The sequence below is a fragment of the Bradyrhizobium sediminis genome (assembly GCF_018736085.1).
In the GTDB taxonomy this organism is placed as follows: Bacteria; Pseudomonadota; Alphaproteobacteria; order Rhizobiales; family Xanthobacteraceae; genus Bradyrhizobium; species Bradyrhizobium sediminis.
Genome location: NZ_CP076134.1, coordinates 3,509,081 through 3,526,288, shown reverse-complemented (window position 1 = coordinate 3,526,288; position 17,208 = coordinate 3,509,081). Strand labels below are relative to the sequence as shown.

The following is a 17,208-nucleotide window of genomic DNA, read 5'->3' as shown; positions in this document are numbered from 1 at the left end:
AACAAGAACAGCAACGACCCAAGCGGAGGAAATACCATGGCAACGATCGCATTCATCGGTCTCGGCAATATGGGTGGGCCGATGGCGGCCAATCTGGTCAAGGGCGGCCACAAGGTGATCGCGTTCGACCTCGTGGAAGCGTCGCGCAATCAGGCCAAGGCGGACGGCGCTGCGATCGCCGACAGCGCGACGGCCGCGGTGCAGGGCGCCGACACCGTGATCACGATGCTGCCCGCGGGCAAGCACGTGCTGTCGGTCTGGACTGAAGTCGTACCGGTGATGACCAAGGGAACCCTGATCATCGACTGCTCAACCATCGACGTCGAAAGCGCCAAGCAGGCCCATGCGCTGGCGGCGAAAAATGGCGTCGCCTCGGTCGACGCGCCGGTGTCCGGCGGCACCGGCGGCGCCAAGGGTGCGACGCTGACCTTCATGTGCGGCGGCGACGACAAGGCGTTCGCGGCGGCCAAGCCTGTGTTGGAGAAGATGGGCAAGAAGATCGTGCATTGCGGCGGCGCCGGTGCCGGGCAGGCGGCGAAAATCTGCAACAACATGATCCTGGCCGTTTCCATGATCGCGGTCGGCGAGGCCTTTGCGCTCGCCGAAAAACTGGGGTTGTCGCATCAGGCGCTGTTCGACGTCGCCTCGACCTCATCGGGACAATGCTGGGCGCTGACATCCTATTGCCCGGTGCCGGGCCCGGTGCCGACCTCGCCCGCGAACAACGACTACAAGCCCGGCTTTGCCTCGACCCTGATGGTGAAGGACCTCACGCTGGCGCAGGACGCCGCCAAGGCGACGGGTGCTGCGACGCCGCTTGGCAAGCATGCGCAGGAAATCTACAAGGCATTCGACGCCGCCGGGCATGGCGGGGTGGATTTCTCGGGGATCATCCAGCACGTGCGGAGTCTGGCCGGCAAATGACAGGCAATCGATGACGACATTCCAAGAAGCGCGCGCATTCCTCCTCAGGCATCGGACCGATTACGACAAGGCGGTTGCGGATTTCCGCTGGCCGGATCCGGCGCCGTTCAACTGGGCGCTGGACTGGTTCGACGCGGAGCTGGCGCGCAACCCCGACAGCAGGGATCGCGCGGCGCTGTGGATCGTCGATGCCGGCAGCAACCGCGAAACCAAACTCTCCTTTGAGGCGCTGTCCCGCCGTTCCAATCAAGTCGCCAATTTCCTGCGCGCGCAGGGCTTGAAGCGCGGCGATCATCTGCTCTTGCTGCTCGGCAATGTCGTGCCGCTGTGGGAGACCATGCTGGCGGCGATGAAGCTCGGGGTGGTGGTGATCCCCGCCACCACGTTGCTGACGCCGGACGAATTGCGCGACCGGCTGGATCGCGGCCGCGCCAAGGTCGTGGTGGCGACGCAGGATCAGGTCGCGAAATTCTCAGGTCTCGGCGCCGAACGGCTTGTTCGGATCGTGGTCGGTGCATCCTCGAAGCAGGACGGCTGGCTGGCTTACGAGCAGGTCGCGGAGTTTGCGGAAGGTTTTGTGCCTGACGGACCGACCGGCGCCGACGATCCGATGCTGCTGTATTTCACTTCCGGCACGACCGCCAAACCGAAACTGGTGCGCCACAGCCAGCGCAGCTATCCGGTCGGCGCGCTCTCGACCATGTTCTGGCTCGGCCTGCAGCCGGGCGACGTGCATCTGAACATTTCCTCCCCCGGCTGGGCCAAACACGCCTGGAGCTGCTTCTTCGCGCCGTGGAACGCCGGCGCCACCGTGTTCGTGGTCAACCAGCCGCGCTTCGACGCCAAGGGACTGCTCGCGACCATCGGCCGCTGCGGCGTCACCACGCTGTGCGCGCCGCCGACGGTGTGGCGGCTGTTCATCCAGGAGAAGCTCGACACCTTCAAGGTGTCGTTGCGCGAAGTCTGCGGCGCCGGCGAGCCGCTCAATCCTGAAGTGATCGATCAGGTGCGCGCCGCCTGGGGGCTGACAATCCGCGACGGCTACGGCCAGACCGAGACCACCGCGCTGGCCGGCAATTCGCCGGGGCAGAAGGTCAAGGTCGGATCGATGGGCCGCCCGCTGCCGGGTTACCGCGTCCAGATCAGCGATATCGACGGGCACATCACCAAGGAGGGCGAGGTCACCCTGTTGCTCGGGGACGTCAGGCCCGCCGGCCTGATGCAGGGCTATCAGGGCGACGACGGCAAACTCTCCGGCGCCGACGGCAATCTCTACCGCAGCGGTGACGTGGTGTTTGCCGACGAGGAGGGCTATTTGACCTTCGTCGGCCGTTCCGACGATGTCTTCAAGTCGTCGGATTACCGGATCAGCCCGTTCGAACTCGAAAGCATTTTGCTGGAGCATGAGAAGGTGGCGGAGGCCGCGGTCGTGCCCAGTCCGGATCCGATCCGGCTGGCGATCCCGAAAGCCTATGTGCTACTGGTATCGGGCGCGGAGCGCTCGGCGGAAACCGCGTTATCGATCTTCCAGCATCTGCACACGCGGCTGGCGCCGTTCAAGCGCATCCGGCGCATCGAACTGGTGACGGAATTGCCGAAGACGATTTCCGGAAAAATCCGCCGCGTGCAGTTGCGCCGGCTGGAGCATGACAATGATCGCGGCGATCCCTTGAGGGGCGACGAATTCCGCGAAGAGGATTTCCCGGAGCTGCAAAAGGTGCGGGCGGCCGGATCGTCGGAGAACTAAGGAATGAATGAAGTCTGGAAGAAGCCCCCGATCTCGCTTCAAGCCTATCAGAACATGGTCGGCCACGAAGTCGGGGTGTCATCATGGCATCTGCTCGATCAGAACCGGATCGACGTCTATGCCGATGTGATCGAGGATCATCAGTTCATCCATGTCGATCCCGAGCGCGCCAAACGCGAGACCGCGTTCGGCGGCACGGTGGCGCATGGCTTCCTGACCATGTCGCTGCTGAGCATCATGTCCTACGAGGTGATGCCCGTGATCGCGGGCACCACCATGGGCGTCAATTACGGCTTCGATAAACTGCGCTTCCTTTCGCCGGTGCGTTCCGGCAAGCGCGTCCGCGGCCGCTTTACGCTCGCGGAAGCCAAGCTGCGCAAGCCGACCGAACTGCTGTCGCGCACCAATGTCACCGTCGAGATCGAGGGCGAGGAAAAACCCGCGCTGGTGGCCGACTGGCTCGGCCTGATCTATTTCGCATAGGCCTCAATCGTCATCGCCGGGCTTGACCTAGCCACCCATCGCTGCTCAAAAACCGTCACTCTCTTGACGGATGCTCGCCGCACCCTCTCCCCTTGTGGGAGGGGGTGGCGTAATCGAGCGAAGCGAGATGAAGCCGGGTGAGGGGTTTCTCTCCGCGGTGAACGACCCCTCATCCGGCACGGACTTCGTCCGCGCCACCTTCTCCCACAAGGGGAGAAGGAAGAAGACGTCATCGATTGACTTCATAAATTCGGGAATCTTACTCATGGCAATCAGGTTTGACGGGCGCGTCGCCATCGTTACCGGCGCGGGCAATGGTCTTGGACGGGCGCACGCGCTGGGATTGGCGAGCCGCGGCGCCAAGGTCGTGGTCAACGACTTCGGCGGCGCCCGCGACGGCACCGGCGGGTCGCTGACCCCGGCCGAAACCGTGGTCGAGGAAATCCGCAAGGCAGGTGGCACGGCGATGGCCGACGGCGCCGACGTCTCGAATTTCGAGCAGGTCAAGGCGATGGTGGCTCGCGCCACCAGCGAGTGGGGCAGCGTCGACCTGCTCTGCGCCAACGCCGGCATTTTACGCGACAAGTCGTTTGCCAAGATGGAGGTGGCCGACTTCGCCAAGGTGCTCGACGTGCATCTCACCGGCACCTTCTATTGTTGCAAGGCGGTGTGGGACGGCATGCGCGAGCGCAACTACGGCCGCATCGTCATCACCACCTCGTCGTCCGGCCTGTTCGGCAATTTCGGCCAGGCCAATTACGGTGCTGCGAAAGCCGGCATGGTCGGACTGATGAACGTGCTGGCGGAAGAGGGCCGCAAGAACAACATCCGCGTCAACACGATCTCGCCGACCGCAGCGACGCGCATGACGGAAGAACTGCTGCCGCCGCAGGCGCAGGCGCTGTTGAAGCCGGAGGCGATTACGCCTGCGGTGGAGTACCTGCTCAGCGAGGACGCGCCGACCCGCACCATCATGGGCGCCGGCGCGGGCTCGTTCGCGGTGATCAAGGTCATGGAAACCGAGGGCATCAACCTGGCCCAATCCGACTGGACTCCCGATGCGGTCGCCGCGCATTTTTCCGAGATCGCCGACATGTCGAAGGCGAAGGCGCTGGAAGGCGCGTTCCAGCAGACCCAGAAATATGTCGCCCAGGCCGCGGCGCGGGCGGGGATCAAGCTGTAGCGATTGTTTCAAAGCGTCATTCCGGGGCGCGCCTCAGCGCGAACCTCAGATGTGCAATTGCACATCGGGGAATTTCGAGATTCCGGGTTCGATGCTGCGCATCGCCCCGGAATGACGAAAACCCCCTTCGTCATGCCCGGGTCAAGCCCGGGCATGACGACTGTGTTGTGTTCAGCCGATAACGCCTACAGTCTCTTCATGTCTTCAATTCCAAAGAACCACGTCGCCGTCATCGGCGCCGGTCCCGCCGGCCTGATGGCCGCCGAGGTGCTGGCGCAGGGTGGCGCGCGCGTCACCGTCTATGACGCGATGCCGTCGGCAGGCCGCAAGTTCCTGATGGCGGGGCGCGGCGGGCTCAATCTGACCCACAGCGAGAAGCTGCCGGCGTTTCTCGCGCGTTATGGCGAGGCGCAGCCGCTGCTGGCCGACGCGATCAAGGCGTTTCCGCCGGATGCTCTGCGCAAATGGAGCGAGGCGCTGGGGCAGCCGACCTTCGTCGGCTCCAGCGGCCGCGTATTCCCTGAAGCGTTGAAGGCCTCGCCGCTGCTGCGCGCCTGGCTGCGGAAGCTGGACTCCATGGGCGTGAAATTCGCGCTGCGCCACCGCTGGGCCGGCTGGGACGAGCAGGGCCGATTGCTGTTTGAAACGCCCGACGGACCGCGCGTTGTCGGTGCGCACGCCACCGTGCTCGCGCTCGGCGGCGCCAGCTGGCCGCGGCTTGGGGCGACCGGCGCATGGGTAAAAATACTCGCGGCCGAGGGCGTGACGATATCGCCGCTCAGACCAGCCAATTGCGGCTTCACCGTCGCCTGGTCCGATGTCTTTCGCAATCGCTTCGAAGGCCATCCGCTCAAGGGCGTAGCGCTGTCGTTCGGCGAACATAGCGTTCGCGGCGAGGCCATGGTCACACGGACCGGCATCGAGGGCGGCGCGGTCTATGCGCTGTCGGCTGTGTTGCGCGAGGCCATCGCCGGTTCGGGGCTGGCAACCCTGCATGTCGCCTTGCGGCCCGATCTGGAAATCTCCGATCTGGTTGCCCGGCTGTCTGCCCCCCGCGGCAAGCAATCCCTTTCAAACTGGCTGCGCAAGGCGGCGCATCTGTCGCCTGTCGCCATTGGCCTGCTGCAGGAGGCGGCGGCGGTATCCGGAGCGTCGCTTTCGTCGCTGCCGACGGAAAAACTCGCTGGATTGATCAATGCGGTGCCGATCAGGCTCACCGGCATTGCCGCGATCGCGCGTGCGATCTCGACCGCGGGCGGGATCGCGTTCGATCAACTCGATGCCGATTTCATGATCCGCCGTTTGCCCGGCGTGTTCGCTGCTGGTGAAATGCTCGACTGGGAAGCGCCGACCGGCGGCTATCTGCTGCAGGCCTCGTTCGCGACGGGGGCGGCGGCGGGGAAGGGTGTGTTGAGGTGGCTTGACCGAAAAATCTGACCTCGTCATTGCGAGCCAACGGGTCGGCGCGAAGCGCCGCCCGATGATAAACTCCGCGAAGCAATCCATAGTGCCGCGTACGGAAATATGGATTGCTTCGTCGCTGCGCTCCTCGCAATGACGGTGGGATGCGATAGTGCCTACCGCAGCTTCCCCCTTGCCGCCACCGGCAGCGTGCCGACGATTTCCTCGCCGCGCACCATCACCACCTCGTCCATCATGTTGACGACGACGCACACATGATTGGGCACGATCCGCACGACATCGCCGACATTGGGGCGGGTGTTGCTGCGGGTCAGGTCGAGGAATCCGTGTTCCTCGGCGAAACGGGCGATCTTGGCCTCGGGATGTTCGAGGATCAGGCCGTGGCCCTCAAGGCCGCCGGTGTCCGAGGTCAGCGTCTTCGAGCCGGCGTCGAGAATGCCGCGGTCCGGGCCGGCGCGGCTGACCACGGTCGAATAGATATTCAGCGCGCAATCGTCCCAGCTGGCGACGCCGGCGGCGACCTGCATGCGGTCGTTATAGATATAGGTGCCGGGCCGGTGCTCGGTGGCGCCCTTGAGCTTGCCGACATTTTTCAGGTTCGGCGTGCCGCCGGTGGAGACGATTGCCGCGTCGAGCCCGTGCGCGCGCACCCCGGCCAGCGCCTCGTCGTAGAACTTCTGCGCTTCCGCCCAGCCGGTTTCGGTCGGGTACAGCATGAAGCCCGCGAACAGCAATCCCTTCGACGCTGCGATCTCGCGCGCCAGTGCGATAGCTTCGGCTGGGGTTTCGACCCCGGCGCGCTTGCGCCCGGTGTCGCACTCGACCACGACCGAGAGCGGCCGGCCGGAAGCGGTTGCCGCCTGCGGCAGGCCGGCAATCACGGTCGAATTATCGGCGGCGACCGTCATATTGGCCTTGGCCTGCAGTGCGCCGAGCCGGGTCATTTTCTCCTCGCCGATCAGATTGTAGCTGATCAGGATGTCGTCGATCCCGGCGTTCGCCATTACCTCGGCCTCGCCGAGCTTCTGGCAGGTGATGCCCTTGGCGCCGGCCGCGATCTGCAGCCGCGCCAGGACAGGGCTCTTGTGGGTCTTGATATGCGGCCGGTTGGCGACCCCGGCCGCATCGCAGGCGGCCTGGATCCGCGCGATGTTGCGCTCCACGCGCTCCATGTCGATGACGGCGCAAGGCGTGCCGTATTCGCGGGCGATCTTGGCGGCAAGCGGCGTGGTCATCGAGGCGACTCCGGTTTCGCGTCCTCGTCATTGCGAGCGAAGCGAAGCAATCCAGCTTATTGCTTGATTAAAGAAAGCTGGATTGCTTCGTCGCTTCGCTCCTCGCAATGACGGTAGAAAATATCCGACGGCTTAGGCCTGTTCGATTTCTTCGCGCAGCACTTCAAGTTCCAGCCATCGGTCCTCGGCTTCCTGCAGTTCCTTTTGCGCTTTGGTAAGTGCATCAGAGGCTTGGTCGAACTTCTTGCGATCCTTCTGGAACAAATTGGGATCGTCAAGGTGCCGCTGCTGCTTGGCGATTTCGGCCTGCAGCCTGGCGATGGTCTTGGGCAGCGTTTCCAGCGCGTGCTTTTCGTTGAAATTGAGCCGGCGCTTCGATGTGCCTGATGGCGTGCCGGTTTTCGATTCCCGTTTCTCTTCGGCGGCGGTTGCCGCCGCCTTCACTGCCTCGCGCCTCAGATCCGCGCCCCGCTGCGACAGCATGTCGGTATAGCCGCCGGCATACTCGATCCAGCGGCCGTCGCCTTCCGGCGCGATCACCGAGGTCACGACGCGATCGAGGAAGTCGCGGTCATGGCTGATCAGGATCACGGTGCCCTCGTAGTCGCCGAGCATTTCCTCCAGCACGTCGAGGGTTTCGAGATCGAGGTCGTTGGTCGGCTCGTCCAGCACCAGGAGGTTGGAGGGCTTCGCCAGCGCGCGGGCCAGCATCAGCCGGCCGCGTTCGCCGCCGGAAAGCACCTCGAGCGGCGTGCGCATCTGCTCCTGTCCAAACAGAAAGTCCTTCATGTAGCTGACCACGTGTTTCGGCTTGCCGCCGACCATGACATGGTCGCCGCGGCCGCCGGTCAGGGCTTCGGCCAGCGTCGATTTGGGATCGAGGCTTTCGCGGTGCTGGTCCAGCGTCGCCATCTCGATGTTGGCGCCGAAGCGGATGGTGCCGCTGTCCGGCGGCTTGGCGCCGGTCAGCATCTCGATCAGCGTGGTCTTGCCGGCGCCGTTCGGACCGACGATGCCGATACGGTCGCCGCGCTGCACCCGGATCGAGAAGCCGTCGACGATCTTGCGGTCGCCATAGGTCCTGGAGATGTTCTTGGCTTCGATGACGAGCTTGCCGGATTTGTCGGCTTCGGCGGCGGCGAGGTTGGCATTCCCGGTGGCGCCGCGGTAGTCGCGCCGCTGCTGGCGCAGCGTGTAGAGATTGCCGAGCCGCTTGACGTTGCGCTTGCGGCGGCCGGAGACGCCGTAGCGCAGCCAGTGCTCTTCATTGACGATCTTGCGGTCGAGCTTGTGCTGGTCGCGCTCTTCCTCGGCCAGCACCTCGTCGCGCCATTCCTCGAAGGCGCTGAAACCGCGGTCGATCTGCTTGATCTGGCCGCGATCGAGCCAGGCGGTCGAGCGCGACAGGTTGGAAAGGAAGCGGCGATCATGGCTGATGATGACCAGCGCGCTACGCCGGCCGCCGAGTTCGCTCTCCAGCCATTCGATGGTGGTGAGGTCGAGATGGTTGGTGGGTTCGTCCAGCAGCAGGATGTCGGGCGAGGGCGCCAGCACCCGCGCCAGCGCGGCGCGGCGGGCTTCGCCGCCGGAGAGATGTGCGGGGTCTTCGTCGCCGTGCAGGCCGAGCTGCTCCAGCACATAGCGGGCCTGATAGTGATCGTCGCCGGGGCCAAGGCCCGCCTCCACATAGGCCAGCGTGGTCGCAAAACCGTCGAAATCCGGCTCCTGCGGCAGATAGCGGACGGTGGCGCCAGGCTGCACGAAACGGCTGCCGCTGTCGGGCTCGACCAGGCCGGCGGCGATCTTGAGCAGCGTCGACTTACCGGAGCCGTTGCGGCCGATCAGGCAGACGCGCTCGCCTGCCGACACCGACAGTTCGACGCCCGACAACAGCGGCGTACCGCCGAAGGTCAGCTTGATGTCTTTCAACTGGATCAGCGGAGGCGCCATGGCTCTTTAATTCAACTCTGTTCTTGCGCGGTTTGATCGGCGCGTTGGCGCTGGATGCGGCGGATGGTCTGGTCGAGCGCCGACAGGAACGCCGAGCGGTCGCGCGGCGCGAACGACCGCGGACCGCCGGTGATTTCGCCCGAGGACCGCAGGTCGGTCATCAGATTGCGAACCGCCAGCGTCATCCCGATCGATTGCTCCGTGAATGGCTTGCCGTTCGGCGCGATCACCTCGGCGCCGGTCTTCACGCAACGGCTCGCCAGCGGGATATCCGAGGTGATGACGATATCGCCCTTTCCCGCGCGTTCCGCAATCCAGTCGTCGGCGGCGTCCATCCCGGAGCCTGCCGCGATGCGCTCGATCAGCGGGTCCTGGGGCACTCGGATGAAGCTGCCGGCGACCACGCTGACGGGCAGGCCGTGCCGGATGGCGACGCGGTAGATTTCGTCTTTGACCGGACAGGCGTCGGCGTCGACATAGATGCGGGTGGTGTTCAAAACGGCTGTCATCGGCTGGAGATTTAGGTCGGGGGCGCAAGCCGCGCCCTCCCTGGAGCGCAACTGCACTCCTGAATGCGCGTGGTACCCCATCACGGGCGGAATTGCGAGGAAAACGGAGCGTGGAACACGCTTGCCTCGGCATTTTCTTCGCGTACCATCGTGGCCAGAAAAGCCAACCAGAAACCGAGGAAACCCAGGATATGCCGAGCCGGCTCGAAACCTACCGCGTCCAGGCCTTCAACACCGCCAAACTCTCCGAAAACAAGATGCACGACGACACCGTGGCCAAGCGGTTCGGATTTTCGGGCGGCCTCGTCCCCGGCGTCGACGTGATGGCCTATATGATGCACATGCCGGTCGCGAAGTGGGGCCGGGCCTTTCTCGAACGCGGATTGATCGACGCGCGCTTCGTCAAGCCGGTCTATGACGGCGAGACCGCCGACGTGACGGCTGCGGAAAACAATGGCGTGCTTTCGATCGAGGTCAAAAGCCGGGACCAGCTTTGCGCCACCGGAACCGCCTCGTTGCCCGCCGCCGCACCGACAATTTCGATCGCGGATTACGAGGCGGTCGCCGCGGTGGCCGAGCGCATGCCGGTCAATGCCGCCTCCTATGAGCTTGGCAAATGGCTCGGCACCGTGCCGCGCGACTGGGCCGGCGAGGCGGGCAGGGAATATCTCGCCGATGTCCGCGAATCCCATCCGATCTATGCTCGGGAAGGCCTCGCCCATCCCGGCCTGCTGCAGCGGGTGATGAACAGGGTGCTGGTCGACAACGCCATCCTGGGGCCGTGGATCCATGTCGGCAGCACGATGCAGCTGCTCTCGGCCGCCAAGGCCGGCGACGAGATCACCGCGCGGGCCAGGGTCACCGGCAATTACGACAAGAAGGGCCACCGCTTCGTCGAACTCGACGCGCTGGTGGTCGCCAACGGCAAGACGCCTTTGGCGCATTGCCAGCACGTCGCGATCACCCAGCCGCGCGAGCAGGCGGCGGCGTAGGCGCGCACGCCGCCTGCAACATCTTCAGTTGTCGTCCTCCGCGAAAGCGGGGGACCCAGTACGCCGCGGCTTCTCGATTCTATCTCCGGCCTCTGGAATACTGGGTCGCCCGGTCAAAGGTGTTCAGCCCGGGGACATCAAAGGCCGGGCGATGACGGCTGGGGGATGAGGCGCTCACACGAGACAATTTGAGGATTAGCGGACCATGACCGTCACCGTCGACTACTACATGACACTGACTTCGCCCTGGACCTATCTCGGCAGCGCGCCGTTCGCCGAGATCGCTAGGCGAAACAAGGTGACCGTCAATATCAAGCCCTGCAAGTTCGGACCGATCTTCGAGCAGACCGGCGGGCTGCCGCTGCCGAAGCGCTCGCCGCAGCGGCGCGCCTACCGGATGATGGAGTTGAAGCGCTGGCGCGAGGTGCGCGGCGTTCCGCTGAACCTCGAGCCAAAATCTTTCCCCTGCGACGACACCATGGCGACGCGGCTGGTGATCGCTGCCAAGCTGCAAGGCAAGGATGCCCTCAAGCTGTCGCAGGAACTCGGGCGCGCGCTGTGGGAACGCGAGGAAACGCTCAACGATCCGGATCACGTTGCATCAGCCGCGCGGCGGGCCGGCCTCGATGCCGCGGCGCTGCGCGCCGGCGGTCCTTCCGACGCCGAACTCGACGCACTGCACGAGCAGTACACAAATGAGGCTCTTGCGGCCGGCGTGTTCGGGGCGCCGAGCTACGTGCTGCCTTCCGGCGAGATCTTCTGGGGCCAGGACCGGCTGGAGCTGCTGGAACGCGCCTTGAAGCAGCTGGCGTAGCCGGAGCGCTTCGTACGCTGGCGATCCCTTCACATCGTGAAGATGCGCCCGGGATTGAGAATCTGATGCGGGTCGAGCGCGCGCTTCAGCGTGCGCATGGTCTCGATCTCCTCCGCGGTGCGGCTGAGCTTGAGATAGGGCCGCTTCAGGATGCCGATGCCGTGCTCGGCAGAGACCGAGCCTGCGAATTCGCCTGTGATGCCGTACACGAGCTTCGAAACCTCGTCGTGCTTGTCGGCCGGCGGCGGGTACTTTGCGCTGACGTGCAGATTGCCGTCGCCGGCATGGCCGAACACGATCGCGTAGGCATCGCTGTGGATCGTCTTCAGTCCCTTGTCGACGGCGTCCGCGAACGCCTCCATTCTGTCGATGGCAAGGCTGATGTCGAAGCCGACGCCGGGGCCGAGCGCGCGGCCGAGCTCGACCGAGGAATCGCGAATCCGCCAGATCGCCGCGGCCGCCGCCCCAGAGCTCGCAATCGTGGCATCGAGGATGATGTCGTCCCCCAGCGTCTGCTCCAGCAATTTCTCGAGGTCGGCGCGGATACGTCCGGCGTCGCTGCCGGAGGATTCGAGCAGGACGTAGAAGGGATGATTGGTCGGAAGCGGCGCGGCGACGCCTTTCACCAGTTCGGTGGTGAGGCGATAATAGTTGTTCCACATCACCTCAAAGGCGGTGAGGTCGCCGCCAAGCCGCGAGCGCGAAAGCGTCAGCAAGGCGCGGACCTTGTCGAAGCTCGAAAGCGCGCACAGCGCTACCTGCTGCTCCGCCGGCGCCGGGAAGATCCGCAGCGCGGCGCGCGTGACCACGCCGAGCGTGCCCTCGGTGCCGACGAACAACTGCTTGAGATCGATGCCGGTGTTGTTCTTGATGTATTTGCGCACCCCCTTGAGGACGGTTCCGTCCGCAAGCACAGCTTCGAGCCCGAGCACGAGGTCGCGCGTCATGCCATAGCGGATCACCCGGTTGCCGCCGGCATTGGTGGAGATGTTGCCGCCGATGGTGCAACTGCCCCGCGCGCCGAGATCGAGCGGGAACATGAAGCCGTCCTGTTCGACGCGCTCCTGCAACCGTTGCAGCGGCACGCCGGTTTGGGTGATGACGACTCCGCCGCCGGTATCGACTTCTTCGATCGCGTTCATGCGCTCGGTCGACAGCACGATTTCGCCCGGCGCCGGCATCGTGGCGCGCACCAGCCCGGTCATGCCGCCCTGTGTCGTGACCGGCACGCGCGCCCGATGGCAAAGCTTGAGGAATTGCGAGACCTCTTCCGTCGTGCGCGGCCGCACCACCGCAAGCGGGGGTGCGACCGCAATACCGGCCATGTCGGTGTGATAGCGGGCGCCGATGCCGCCGCCGGTCAGGACCGTCGTCGCATCGAACGCCGCGCGAAGTTCGCCGATGATTGCCGCCTGCACGTAACTCGCTCCGTTTCACTCTCAGTCATCATCCCCCGCGAAAGCGGAGGATCCAGTACGCCACGGCTTCTCGGTCTATCACAGGTGTCCCGGAGTACTTGGTTGCCGGTCAAGCCGGGCGATGACGACTGTGGATGTGGCGGCTCACGCCGCCTGCTTGGCCTTGGCATCCTGGATCGCACGCCAGACCCGCTCCGGCGTCAGCGGCATGTCGATGTGGGTGATGCCGTATTCGGAGAGCGCGTCGAGCACCGCGTTGACGATCGACGCCAGACTTCCGGCGCAGCCGGCTTCGCCACAGCCCTTGGTGCCCAGCGGATTGGATTTGGCGGGCACCGGATGATCGCCGACCTCCATCAGCGGCACGTCCTCGGCGCGCGGCATCGCGTAATCCATGAACGAGCCGGTGATCGGCTGGCCGCTGGAGTCGTAGCTGACCTGCTCCATCAGCGCCTGGCCGATGCCCTGGGCGACGCCGCCATGCAACTGGCCGGCGACGATCATCGGATTGACGATGGTGCCGAAGTCGTTGACGCCGGTGTAGCGCACGATGCGCGTCACGCCGGTCTCGGGATCGATCTCGACTTCCGCGACATGGCAGCCATTGGGGAAGGTCGACGGCGTGTCCTTGGTGGCGTGGTCGACGTCGAGTGTATCAGGCGCGCCCTCCGGCATCTTGCCCTCGCGCATGCGCTGCGCCAGTTCCATGATGCCGATGCTGCGGTCGGTGCCGGCGATGGTGAAGCGGCCATTGCCGAATTCGATGTCGCCTTCCGACGCTTCCAGCAGATGCGCCGCCGCCTGCTTGCCCTTGGCGACGACGAGTGCTGCGGCCTCGACGATCGCGGCGCCCGTCGCGGTGATCGAGCGTGAACCGCCGGTGCCGTTGCCGAAGCGCACCAGATCGCTGTCGTTCTGCTCCAGCGTGATCCTTTCGAAGGGTACGCCGAGCTGGGCGGAGAGCACCTGCGCGAACGGCGTGGCGTGGCCCTGGCCATAATCGAGCGTGCCGGTCGTCAGCTTCACCGAACCGTCCGGTTCGAAGGTGATCTTGCCGAGTTCGCCGGAGGGTGGGGCGGTGACTTCGAGATAGGAGCCGATCGCGATGCCGCGCAGCTTGCCTTTCTTGCGGCTCTCCTTCTTGCGTTTGGCGAAATTGGCATGATCGGAAATTTCCAGCGCCTTGTTGAACACGCCCTGGAAGTCGCCGCTGTCATAGGTGACGCCGCTAGCTGCCGCGAACGGCATCTGCGCCGGCTTGATGAAGTTGCGCTTGCGCAGCGTCAGCCGGTTGATTCCCATCTCGTCGGCGGCGCGGTCGATCAGGCGTTCCATGTAGTAATTGGCCTCGGGCCGGCCGGCGCCGCGATAGGCGCCCATCAGCGTGGTGTTGGTCAGGACCGTCTTGATGTCGACGCCGAGCAGCGGGGTGCGATAGACGCTGGCGAGATTTTTTCCCGTGTTGAGCGACAACGGTCCCGGCGCCACGCCAGTGATGTAGGCCCCGAGGTTGCCGTAGCCGGAGAGGCGGACCGCGAGGAACTTGCCCTCGGCGTCGAGCGCGAGTTCGGCATGGATGAGCTGGGCGCGGCCGTGGCTGTCGGATAGGAAGCTGGTGGACCGTTCATCGGTCCATTTCACCGGCCGTCCCAGCGCTCTCGCCGCATGCAGGATGCAGGTATATTCGGGATAGCTGACGTTCTTCATGCCAAAGGAACCGCCGACATTGGCGGTCAGGATGCGGACCTTGTCGTTTGGCACGTTGAGGATCTTCGCCAGCGTCACCTTGTTGCCGGACACGCCCTGGGTCGGAACCTGCAGCGTGTAGCGCTCGCTTGTCTTGTCGTAGGCCGCCAGCGCCACGCGCGGTTCCATTGACACCACGGCGACGCGGGTATTGACGATGTCGAGCTTCGTCACATGCGCCGCGCCGGCGAAGGCGGCCTCGATCCTGGCGGTGTCGCCGTAGTGATAATCGAGCGCGACATTGTTGGGGATGTGGTCGTAGAGCTGGGGGGCGCCGGGCCTGGCCGCTTCGGCGGCGTCGGTGACGGCGGGGAGCGGGTCGATATCGACCTCGACGGCTTCGGCGGCATCGCGCGCCTGCGCCAGCGTCTCGGCCACGACGAAGGCGACGGGATCGCCGACGAAGCGCACCTTGTCGCTCACCAGCGCGGTGCGGTTGGTCTGCAGCAGTGGCGTACCGTCACGGCTCTTCAGCGGCAGGCCGCAGGTGAAGGGCCCGTAATTCGCCGGTGCGAGGTCCTTGGCCGTATAGACCCCGAGCACGCCGGGCATGCTCTTGGCGGCCTTGGTGTCGATGCCGCGGATGATCCCGTGGGCGTGGCTGGAGCGTACGATCCAGGCGTAGGCCTGGCCGGGCAGGTTGAAATCGTCGGTGTATTTGCCCTTGCCGCGGACCAGCGTGTCGTCCTCCTTGCGGCGCACCGGTTGCCCGACACCGTATTTTTGCAGTGCGATAGCGTTTTCCAGAGAGGATGAAGACGAGCGATCTTGCATTGGCAGGTACCTGAAAGGCTTGGTTTTTGCGCGATTTCGCGGGTTCCCGTGAGATAACGCACCGATACCGGTACGACAACGCCTGATTGGGCATGCTGCCATGTGAACGGCTGTTGCGCGGCGCTAGCGCGCTGCTAAAGTTTCCGTGAACAGGAAATTCCACGCCGGCTCCCGAAGGCCGCGGAAAGACTTTTGGATGAACCAGGACACCCGGCTTCGCGATGGCCTTGCGCCGCGCGAAGACGACGGCCCAAGGCTGCGTAATGGCGTGCCCGGGGCGGCCCATTCGCCGGCCGCCGGAACCGGCGTCTACGCCGCGCTGGACCTTGGCACCAACAATTGCCGGCTCTTGATCGCCTGTCCCACCGGCGACGGCTTTCGCGTGGTCGACTCGTTCTCGCGGATCATCCGGTTGGGGGAAGGCATCTCGGCGACCGGCTGCATTAGCGACGCCGCGATCGACCGCGCCATCGCCGCCCTGAGCATTTGCCGCGACAAGATCCATTCCAGGAAGGCCGGACGCCTGCGGCTGATCGCAACGGAGGCCTGCCGCGCGGCCTCCAACGCCGACGGCTTCCGGCACCGGGTCGAAGCCGAGACCGGGATCCGGCTCGAGGTGATCGATCGCGAGACCGAAGCGACGCTGGCCGTGATCGGCTGTTCGCCGCTGCTCGATCCGAAGGGCCGCGGCGCCATTCTGTTCGACATCGGCGGCGGATCCACGGAACTGGTCCGGATCGAGCGCGATCCCGATGAGCAGGATGCGGCGCCTCGCATCAAGGGATGGATGTCGATCCCGCTCGGCGTCGTCTCGCTGGCCGAACATTTCGGCGGCAAGGACGTCACGCCGCAATCCTACGCCGATATGGTCGAGGAGGTCGCCCAGCATATCGCGCCGTTCGCGGTCCAGTACGGCGAGGACCTGGCGGAGATGCATCTGCTCGGAACCTCGGGCACGGTGACGACGCTGGCCGGGGTCCATCTCAACCTGGCGCGATACGATCGCCGCCGGATCGACGGCGTCTGGATGAGCGATGCGGATCTTTCCGCCACCATCGCGCGCCTGCTCGGCATGAGCTATCAGGAGCGCGCCGGCAACAATTGCATCAGCGTCGAGCGCGCCGACCTGGTGCTGGCGGGCTGCGCCATTCTCGATGCCATCCGCGACGCTTTTCCGCTGCCGCGGCTGCGGGTCGCCGATCGCGGCCTGCGCGAGGGCATGCTGGTCGAAATGATGCGCGAGGACGGCGCGCTCGGCGGATGCCGATAGGCGTTTGCGCCGGCAATGTGCTAGAGCCCTCAAATCATGGCGAAAGACACCACCGGCCGGCTGCACGTTACCGTCAAGACTGGCGGCAAACGCAAGCTGTCCTCCAAGCTCTGGCTGGAGCGGCAGCTCAATGATCCCTATGTGGCGCAGGCCAAGCGGGAGGGCCTGCGCTCGCGCGCGGCCTTCAAGCTGATCGAGATCGACGACAAGCACCATTTTCTCAAGCCGGGCATGACGGTGGTCGATCTCGGCGCAGCGCCCGGCGGCTGGAGCCAGATCGCCGCCAAACGCGTCGGTTCGGTCGGCGGCAAGGGCAAGGTGATCGCGATCGATCTTCTGGAGATGCCGGAGATCCCCGGCGTCAGCTTTGCGCAGCTCGATTTCCTCAGCGAAGACGCGCCGGAGAAGTTACTGGAGATGATGGGCGGCCGCGCCGACGTGGTGCTTTCCGACATGGCGCCCAATACGACCGGCCATCGCAAGACCGATCAGCTCCGTATCGTCGGCCTCGTCGAAGCCGCTGCAGCGTTCGCCGCCGAGGTACTCAATCCCGGCGGCACGTTCGTCGCAAAAGTGTTCCAGAGCGGCGCGGATGCCGAACTGATGACGCAACTCAAGCGTGACTTTGCCACCGTCAAGCACGTCAAGCCGGCGTCAAGCCGCAAGGATTCTTCCGAGCGCTACGTGCTGGCGATGGGATTTCGGGGCGGGCAGGCAAAGCCGCCGGGCGAGCGCACCTAA

At 65.1% G+C, this 17,208-nt stretch carries 14 protein-coding genes; 9 read left to right on the top strand and 5 right to left on the bottom strand.

Going from position 1 to position 17,208, the window contains the following annotated elements:
* Positions 1-36 precede the first annotated feature (36 nt).
* The 5 genes from mmsB to KMZ29_RS17085 all read left to right on the top strand — a co-directional run bounded on the left by mmsB (position 37) and on the right by KMZ29_RS17085 (position 5,774).
* The gene (mmsB, locus tag KMZ29_RS17105) at positions 37-924 is read left to right on the top strand and encodes a 3-hydroxyisobutyrate dehydrogenase (protein WP_215620328.1); all 888 of its coding nucleotides are present in this window, start codon (positions 37-39) and stop codon (positions 922-924) included.
* A gap of 10 nt (positions 925-934) precedes the next feature.
* Entirely contained in the window at positions 935-2,671 is a 1,737-nt protein-coding gene (locus KMZ29_RS17100) for an AMP-binding protein (RefSeq protein ID WP_215620327.1), read from the top strand.
* 3 nt (positions 2,672-2,674) lie between these two features.
* Entirely contained in the window at positions 2,675-3,154 is a 480-nt protein-coding gene (locus tag KMZ29_RS17095; protein ID WP_215620326.1) for a MaoC family dehydratase, read from the top strand.
* Between the two features lie 265 nt (positions 3,155-3,419).
* Positions 3,420-4,337, top strand: coding sequence for an SDR family NAD(P)-dependent oxidoreductase (locus KMZ29_RS17090; protein WP_215620325.1), 918 nt, complete (start codon positions 3,420-3,422; stop codon positions 4,335-4,337).
* A 198-nt stretch (positions 4,338-4,535) separates the two neighbouring features.
* On the top strand, positions 4,536-5,774 hold the full coding sequence (locus KMZ29_RS17085; RefSeq protein WP_215620324.1) for a BaiN/RdsA family NAD(P)/FAD-dependent oxidoreductase: 1,239 nt from the start codon (positions 4,536-4,538) through the stop codon (positions 5,772-5,774).
* 140 nt (positions 5,775-5,914) lie between these two features.
* On the opposite strand, the gene KMZ29_RS17080 is transcribed toward KMZ29_RS17085, so the two are convergent.
* From KMZ29_RS17080 to KMZ29_RS17070, 3 genes are all read right to left on the bottom strand, one after another.
* On the bottom strand, positions 5,915-6,994 hold the full coding sequence (locus tag KMZ29_RS17080) for a D-TA family PLP-dependent enzyme (protein WP_215620323.1): 1,080 nt from the start codon (positions 6,992-6,994) through the stop codon (positions 5,915-5,917).
* Between the two features lie 132 nt (positions 6,995-7,126).
* Positions 7,127-8,944 carry an ABC-F family ATP-binding cassette domain-containing protein gene (locus KMZ29_RS17075; RefSeq protein ID WP_215620322.1) on the bottom strand — a complete coding sequence of 606 codons (1,818 nt, stop codon included), beginning with the start codon at positions 8,942-8,944 and terminating at the stop codon, positions 7,127-7,129.
* 11 nt (positions 8,945-8,955) lie between these two features.
* On the bottom strand, positions 8,956-9,453 hold the full coding sequence (locus tag KMZ29_RS17070; RefSeq protein ID WP_215620321.1) for a YaiI/YqxD family protein: 498 nt from the start codon (positions 9,451-9,453) through the stop codon (positions 8,956-8,958).
* 191 nt (positions 9,454-9,644) lie between these two features.
* Between KMZ29_RS17070 and KMZ29_RS17065 the strand changes: the two genes are divergently transcribed.
* Together KMZ29_RS17065 and KMZ29_RS17060 are read left to right on the top strand one after the other, a co-directional pair.
* Positions 9,645-10,445: a hypothetical protein gene (locus KMZ29_RS17065; protein ID WP_215620320.1), complete on the top strand. Its 801-nt coding sequence runs from the start codon at positions 9,645-9,647 to the stop codon at positions 10,443-10,445.
* A 205-nt stretch (positions 10,446-10,650) separates the two neighbouring features.
* Positions 10,651-11,259, top strand: a complete 609-nt coding sequence (locus KMZ29_RS17060) for a 2-hydroxychromene-2-carboxylate isomerase (RefSeq protein ID WP_215620319.1) — start codon at positions 10,651-10,653, stop codon at positions 11,257-11,259.
* A gap of 29 nt (positions 11,260-11,288) precedes the next feature.
* On the opposite strand, the gene KMZ29_RS17055 is transcribed toward KMZ29_RS17060, so the two are convergent.
* Both KMZ29_RS17055 and KMZ29_RS17050 read right to left on the bottom strand, forming a co-directional pair.
* Entirely contained in the window at positions 11,289-12,677 is a 1,389-nt protein-coding gene (locus KMZ29_RS17055; protein WP_215620318.1) for an FAD-binding oxidoreductase, read from the bottom strand.
* Positions 12,678-12,821: 144 nt separating this feature from the next.
* Positions 12,822-15,197: a xanthine dehydrogenase family protein molybdopterin-binding subunit gene (locus KMZ29_RS17050; RefSeq protein WP_215620317.1), complete on the bottom strand. Its 2,376-nt coding sequence runs from the start codon at positions 15,195-15,197 to the stop codon at positions 12,822-12,824.
* Between the two features lie 196 nt (positions 15,198-15,393).
* On the opposite strand from KMZ29_RS17050, the gene KMZ29_RS17045 reads away from it, so the two are divergent.
* Both KMZ29_RS17045 and KMZ29_RS17040 read left to right on the top strand, forming a co-directional pair.
* Positions 15,394-16,467: a Ppx/GppA phosphatase family protein gene (locus KMZ29_RS17045; RefSeq protein ID WP_215620316.1), complete on the top strand. Its 1,074-nt coding sequence runs from the start codon at positions 15,394-15,396 to the stop codon at positions 16,465-16,467.
* Between the two features lie 36 nt (positions 16,468-16,503).
* Entirely contained in the window at positions 16,504-17,208 is a 705-nt protein-coding gene (locus KMZ29_RS17040) for an RlmE family RNA methyltransferase (protein WP_215620315.1), read from the top strand.

What these genes read in the sequence shown, in the direction of transcription:
- KMZ29_RS17070 (WP_215620321.1), bottom strand. Translation starts at nt 9,453, where the DNA reads ATGACAGCCGTTTTGAACACCACCCGCATCTATGTCGACGCCGACGCC.
- KMZ29_RS17040 (WP_215620315.1), top strand. Translation starts at nt 16,504, where the DNA reads ATGGCGAAAGACACCACCGGCCGGCTGCACGTTACCGTCAAGACTGGC.
- KMZ29_RS17065 (WP_215620320.1), top strand. Translation starts at nt 9,645, where the DNA reads ATGCCGAGCCGGCTCGAAACCTACCGCGTCCAGGCCTTCAACACCGCC.
- KMZ29_RS17060 (WP_215620319.1), top strand. Translation starts at nt 10,651, where the DNA reads ATGACCGTCACCGTCGACTACTACATGACACTGACTTCGCCCTGGACC.
- KMZ29_RS17075 (WP_215620322.1), bottom strand. Translation starts at nt 8,944, where the DNA reads ATGGCGCCTCCGCTGATCCAGTTGAAAGACATCAAGCTGACCTTCGGC.
- KMZ29_RS17050 (WP_215620317.1), bottom strand. Translation starts at nt 15,197, where the DNA reads ATGCAAGATCGCTCGTCTTCATCCTCTCTGGAAAACGCTATCGCACTG.
- KMZ29_RS17045 (WP_215620316.1), top strand. Translation starts at nt 15,394, where the DNA reads ATGAACCAGGACACCCGGCTTCGCGATGGCCTTGCGCCGCGCGAAGAC.
- KMZ29_RS17085 (WP_215620324.1), top strand. Translation starts at nt 4,536, where the DNA reads ATGTCTTCAATTCCAAAGAACCACGTCGCCGTCATCGGCGCCGGTCCC.
- KMZ29_RS17095 (WP_215620326.1), top strand. Translation starts at nt 2,675, where the DNA reads ATGAATGAAGTCTGGAAGAAGCCCCCGATCTCGCTTCAAGCCTATCAG.
- KMZ29_RS17100 (WP_215620327.1), top strand. Translation starts at nt 935, where the DNA reads ATGACGACATTCCAAGAAGCGCGCGCATTCCTCCTCAGGCATCGGACC.
- mmsB (WP_215620328.1), top strand. Translation starts at nt 37, where the DNA reads ATGGCAACGATCGCATTCATCGGTCTCGGCAATATGGGTGGGCCGATG.
- KMZ29_RS17090 (WP_215620325.1), top strand. Translation starts at nt 3,420, where the DNA reads ATGGCAATCAGGTTTGACGGGCGCGTCGCCATCGTTACCGGCGCGGGC.
- KMZ29_RS17080 (WP_215620323.1), bottom strand. Translation starts at nt 6,994, where the DNA reads ATGACCACGCCGCTTGCCGCCAAGATCGCCCGCGAATACGGCACGCCT.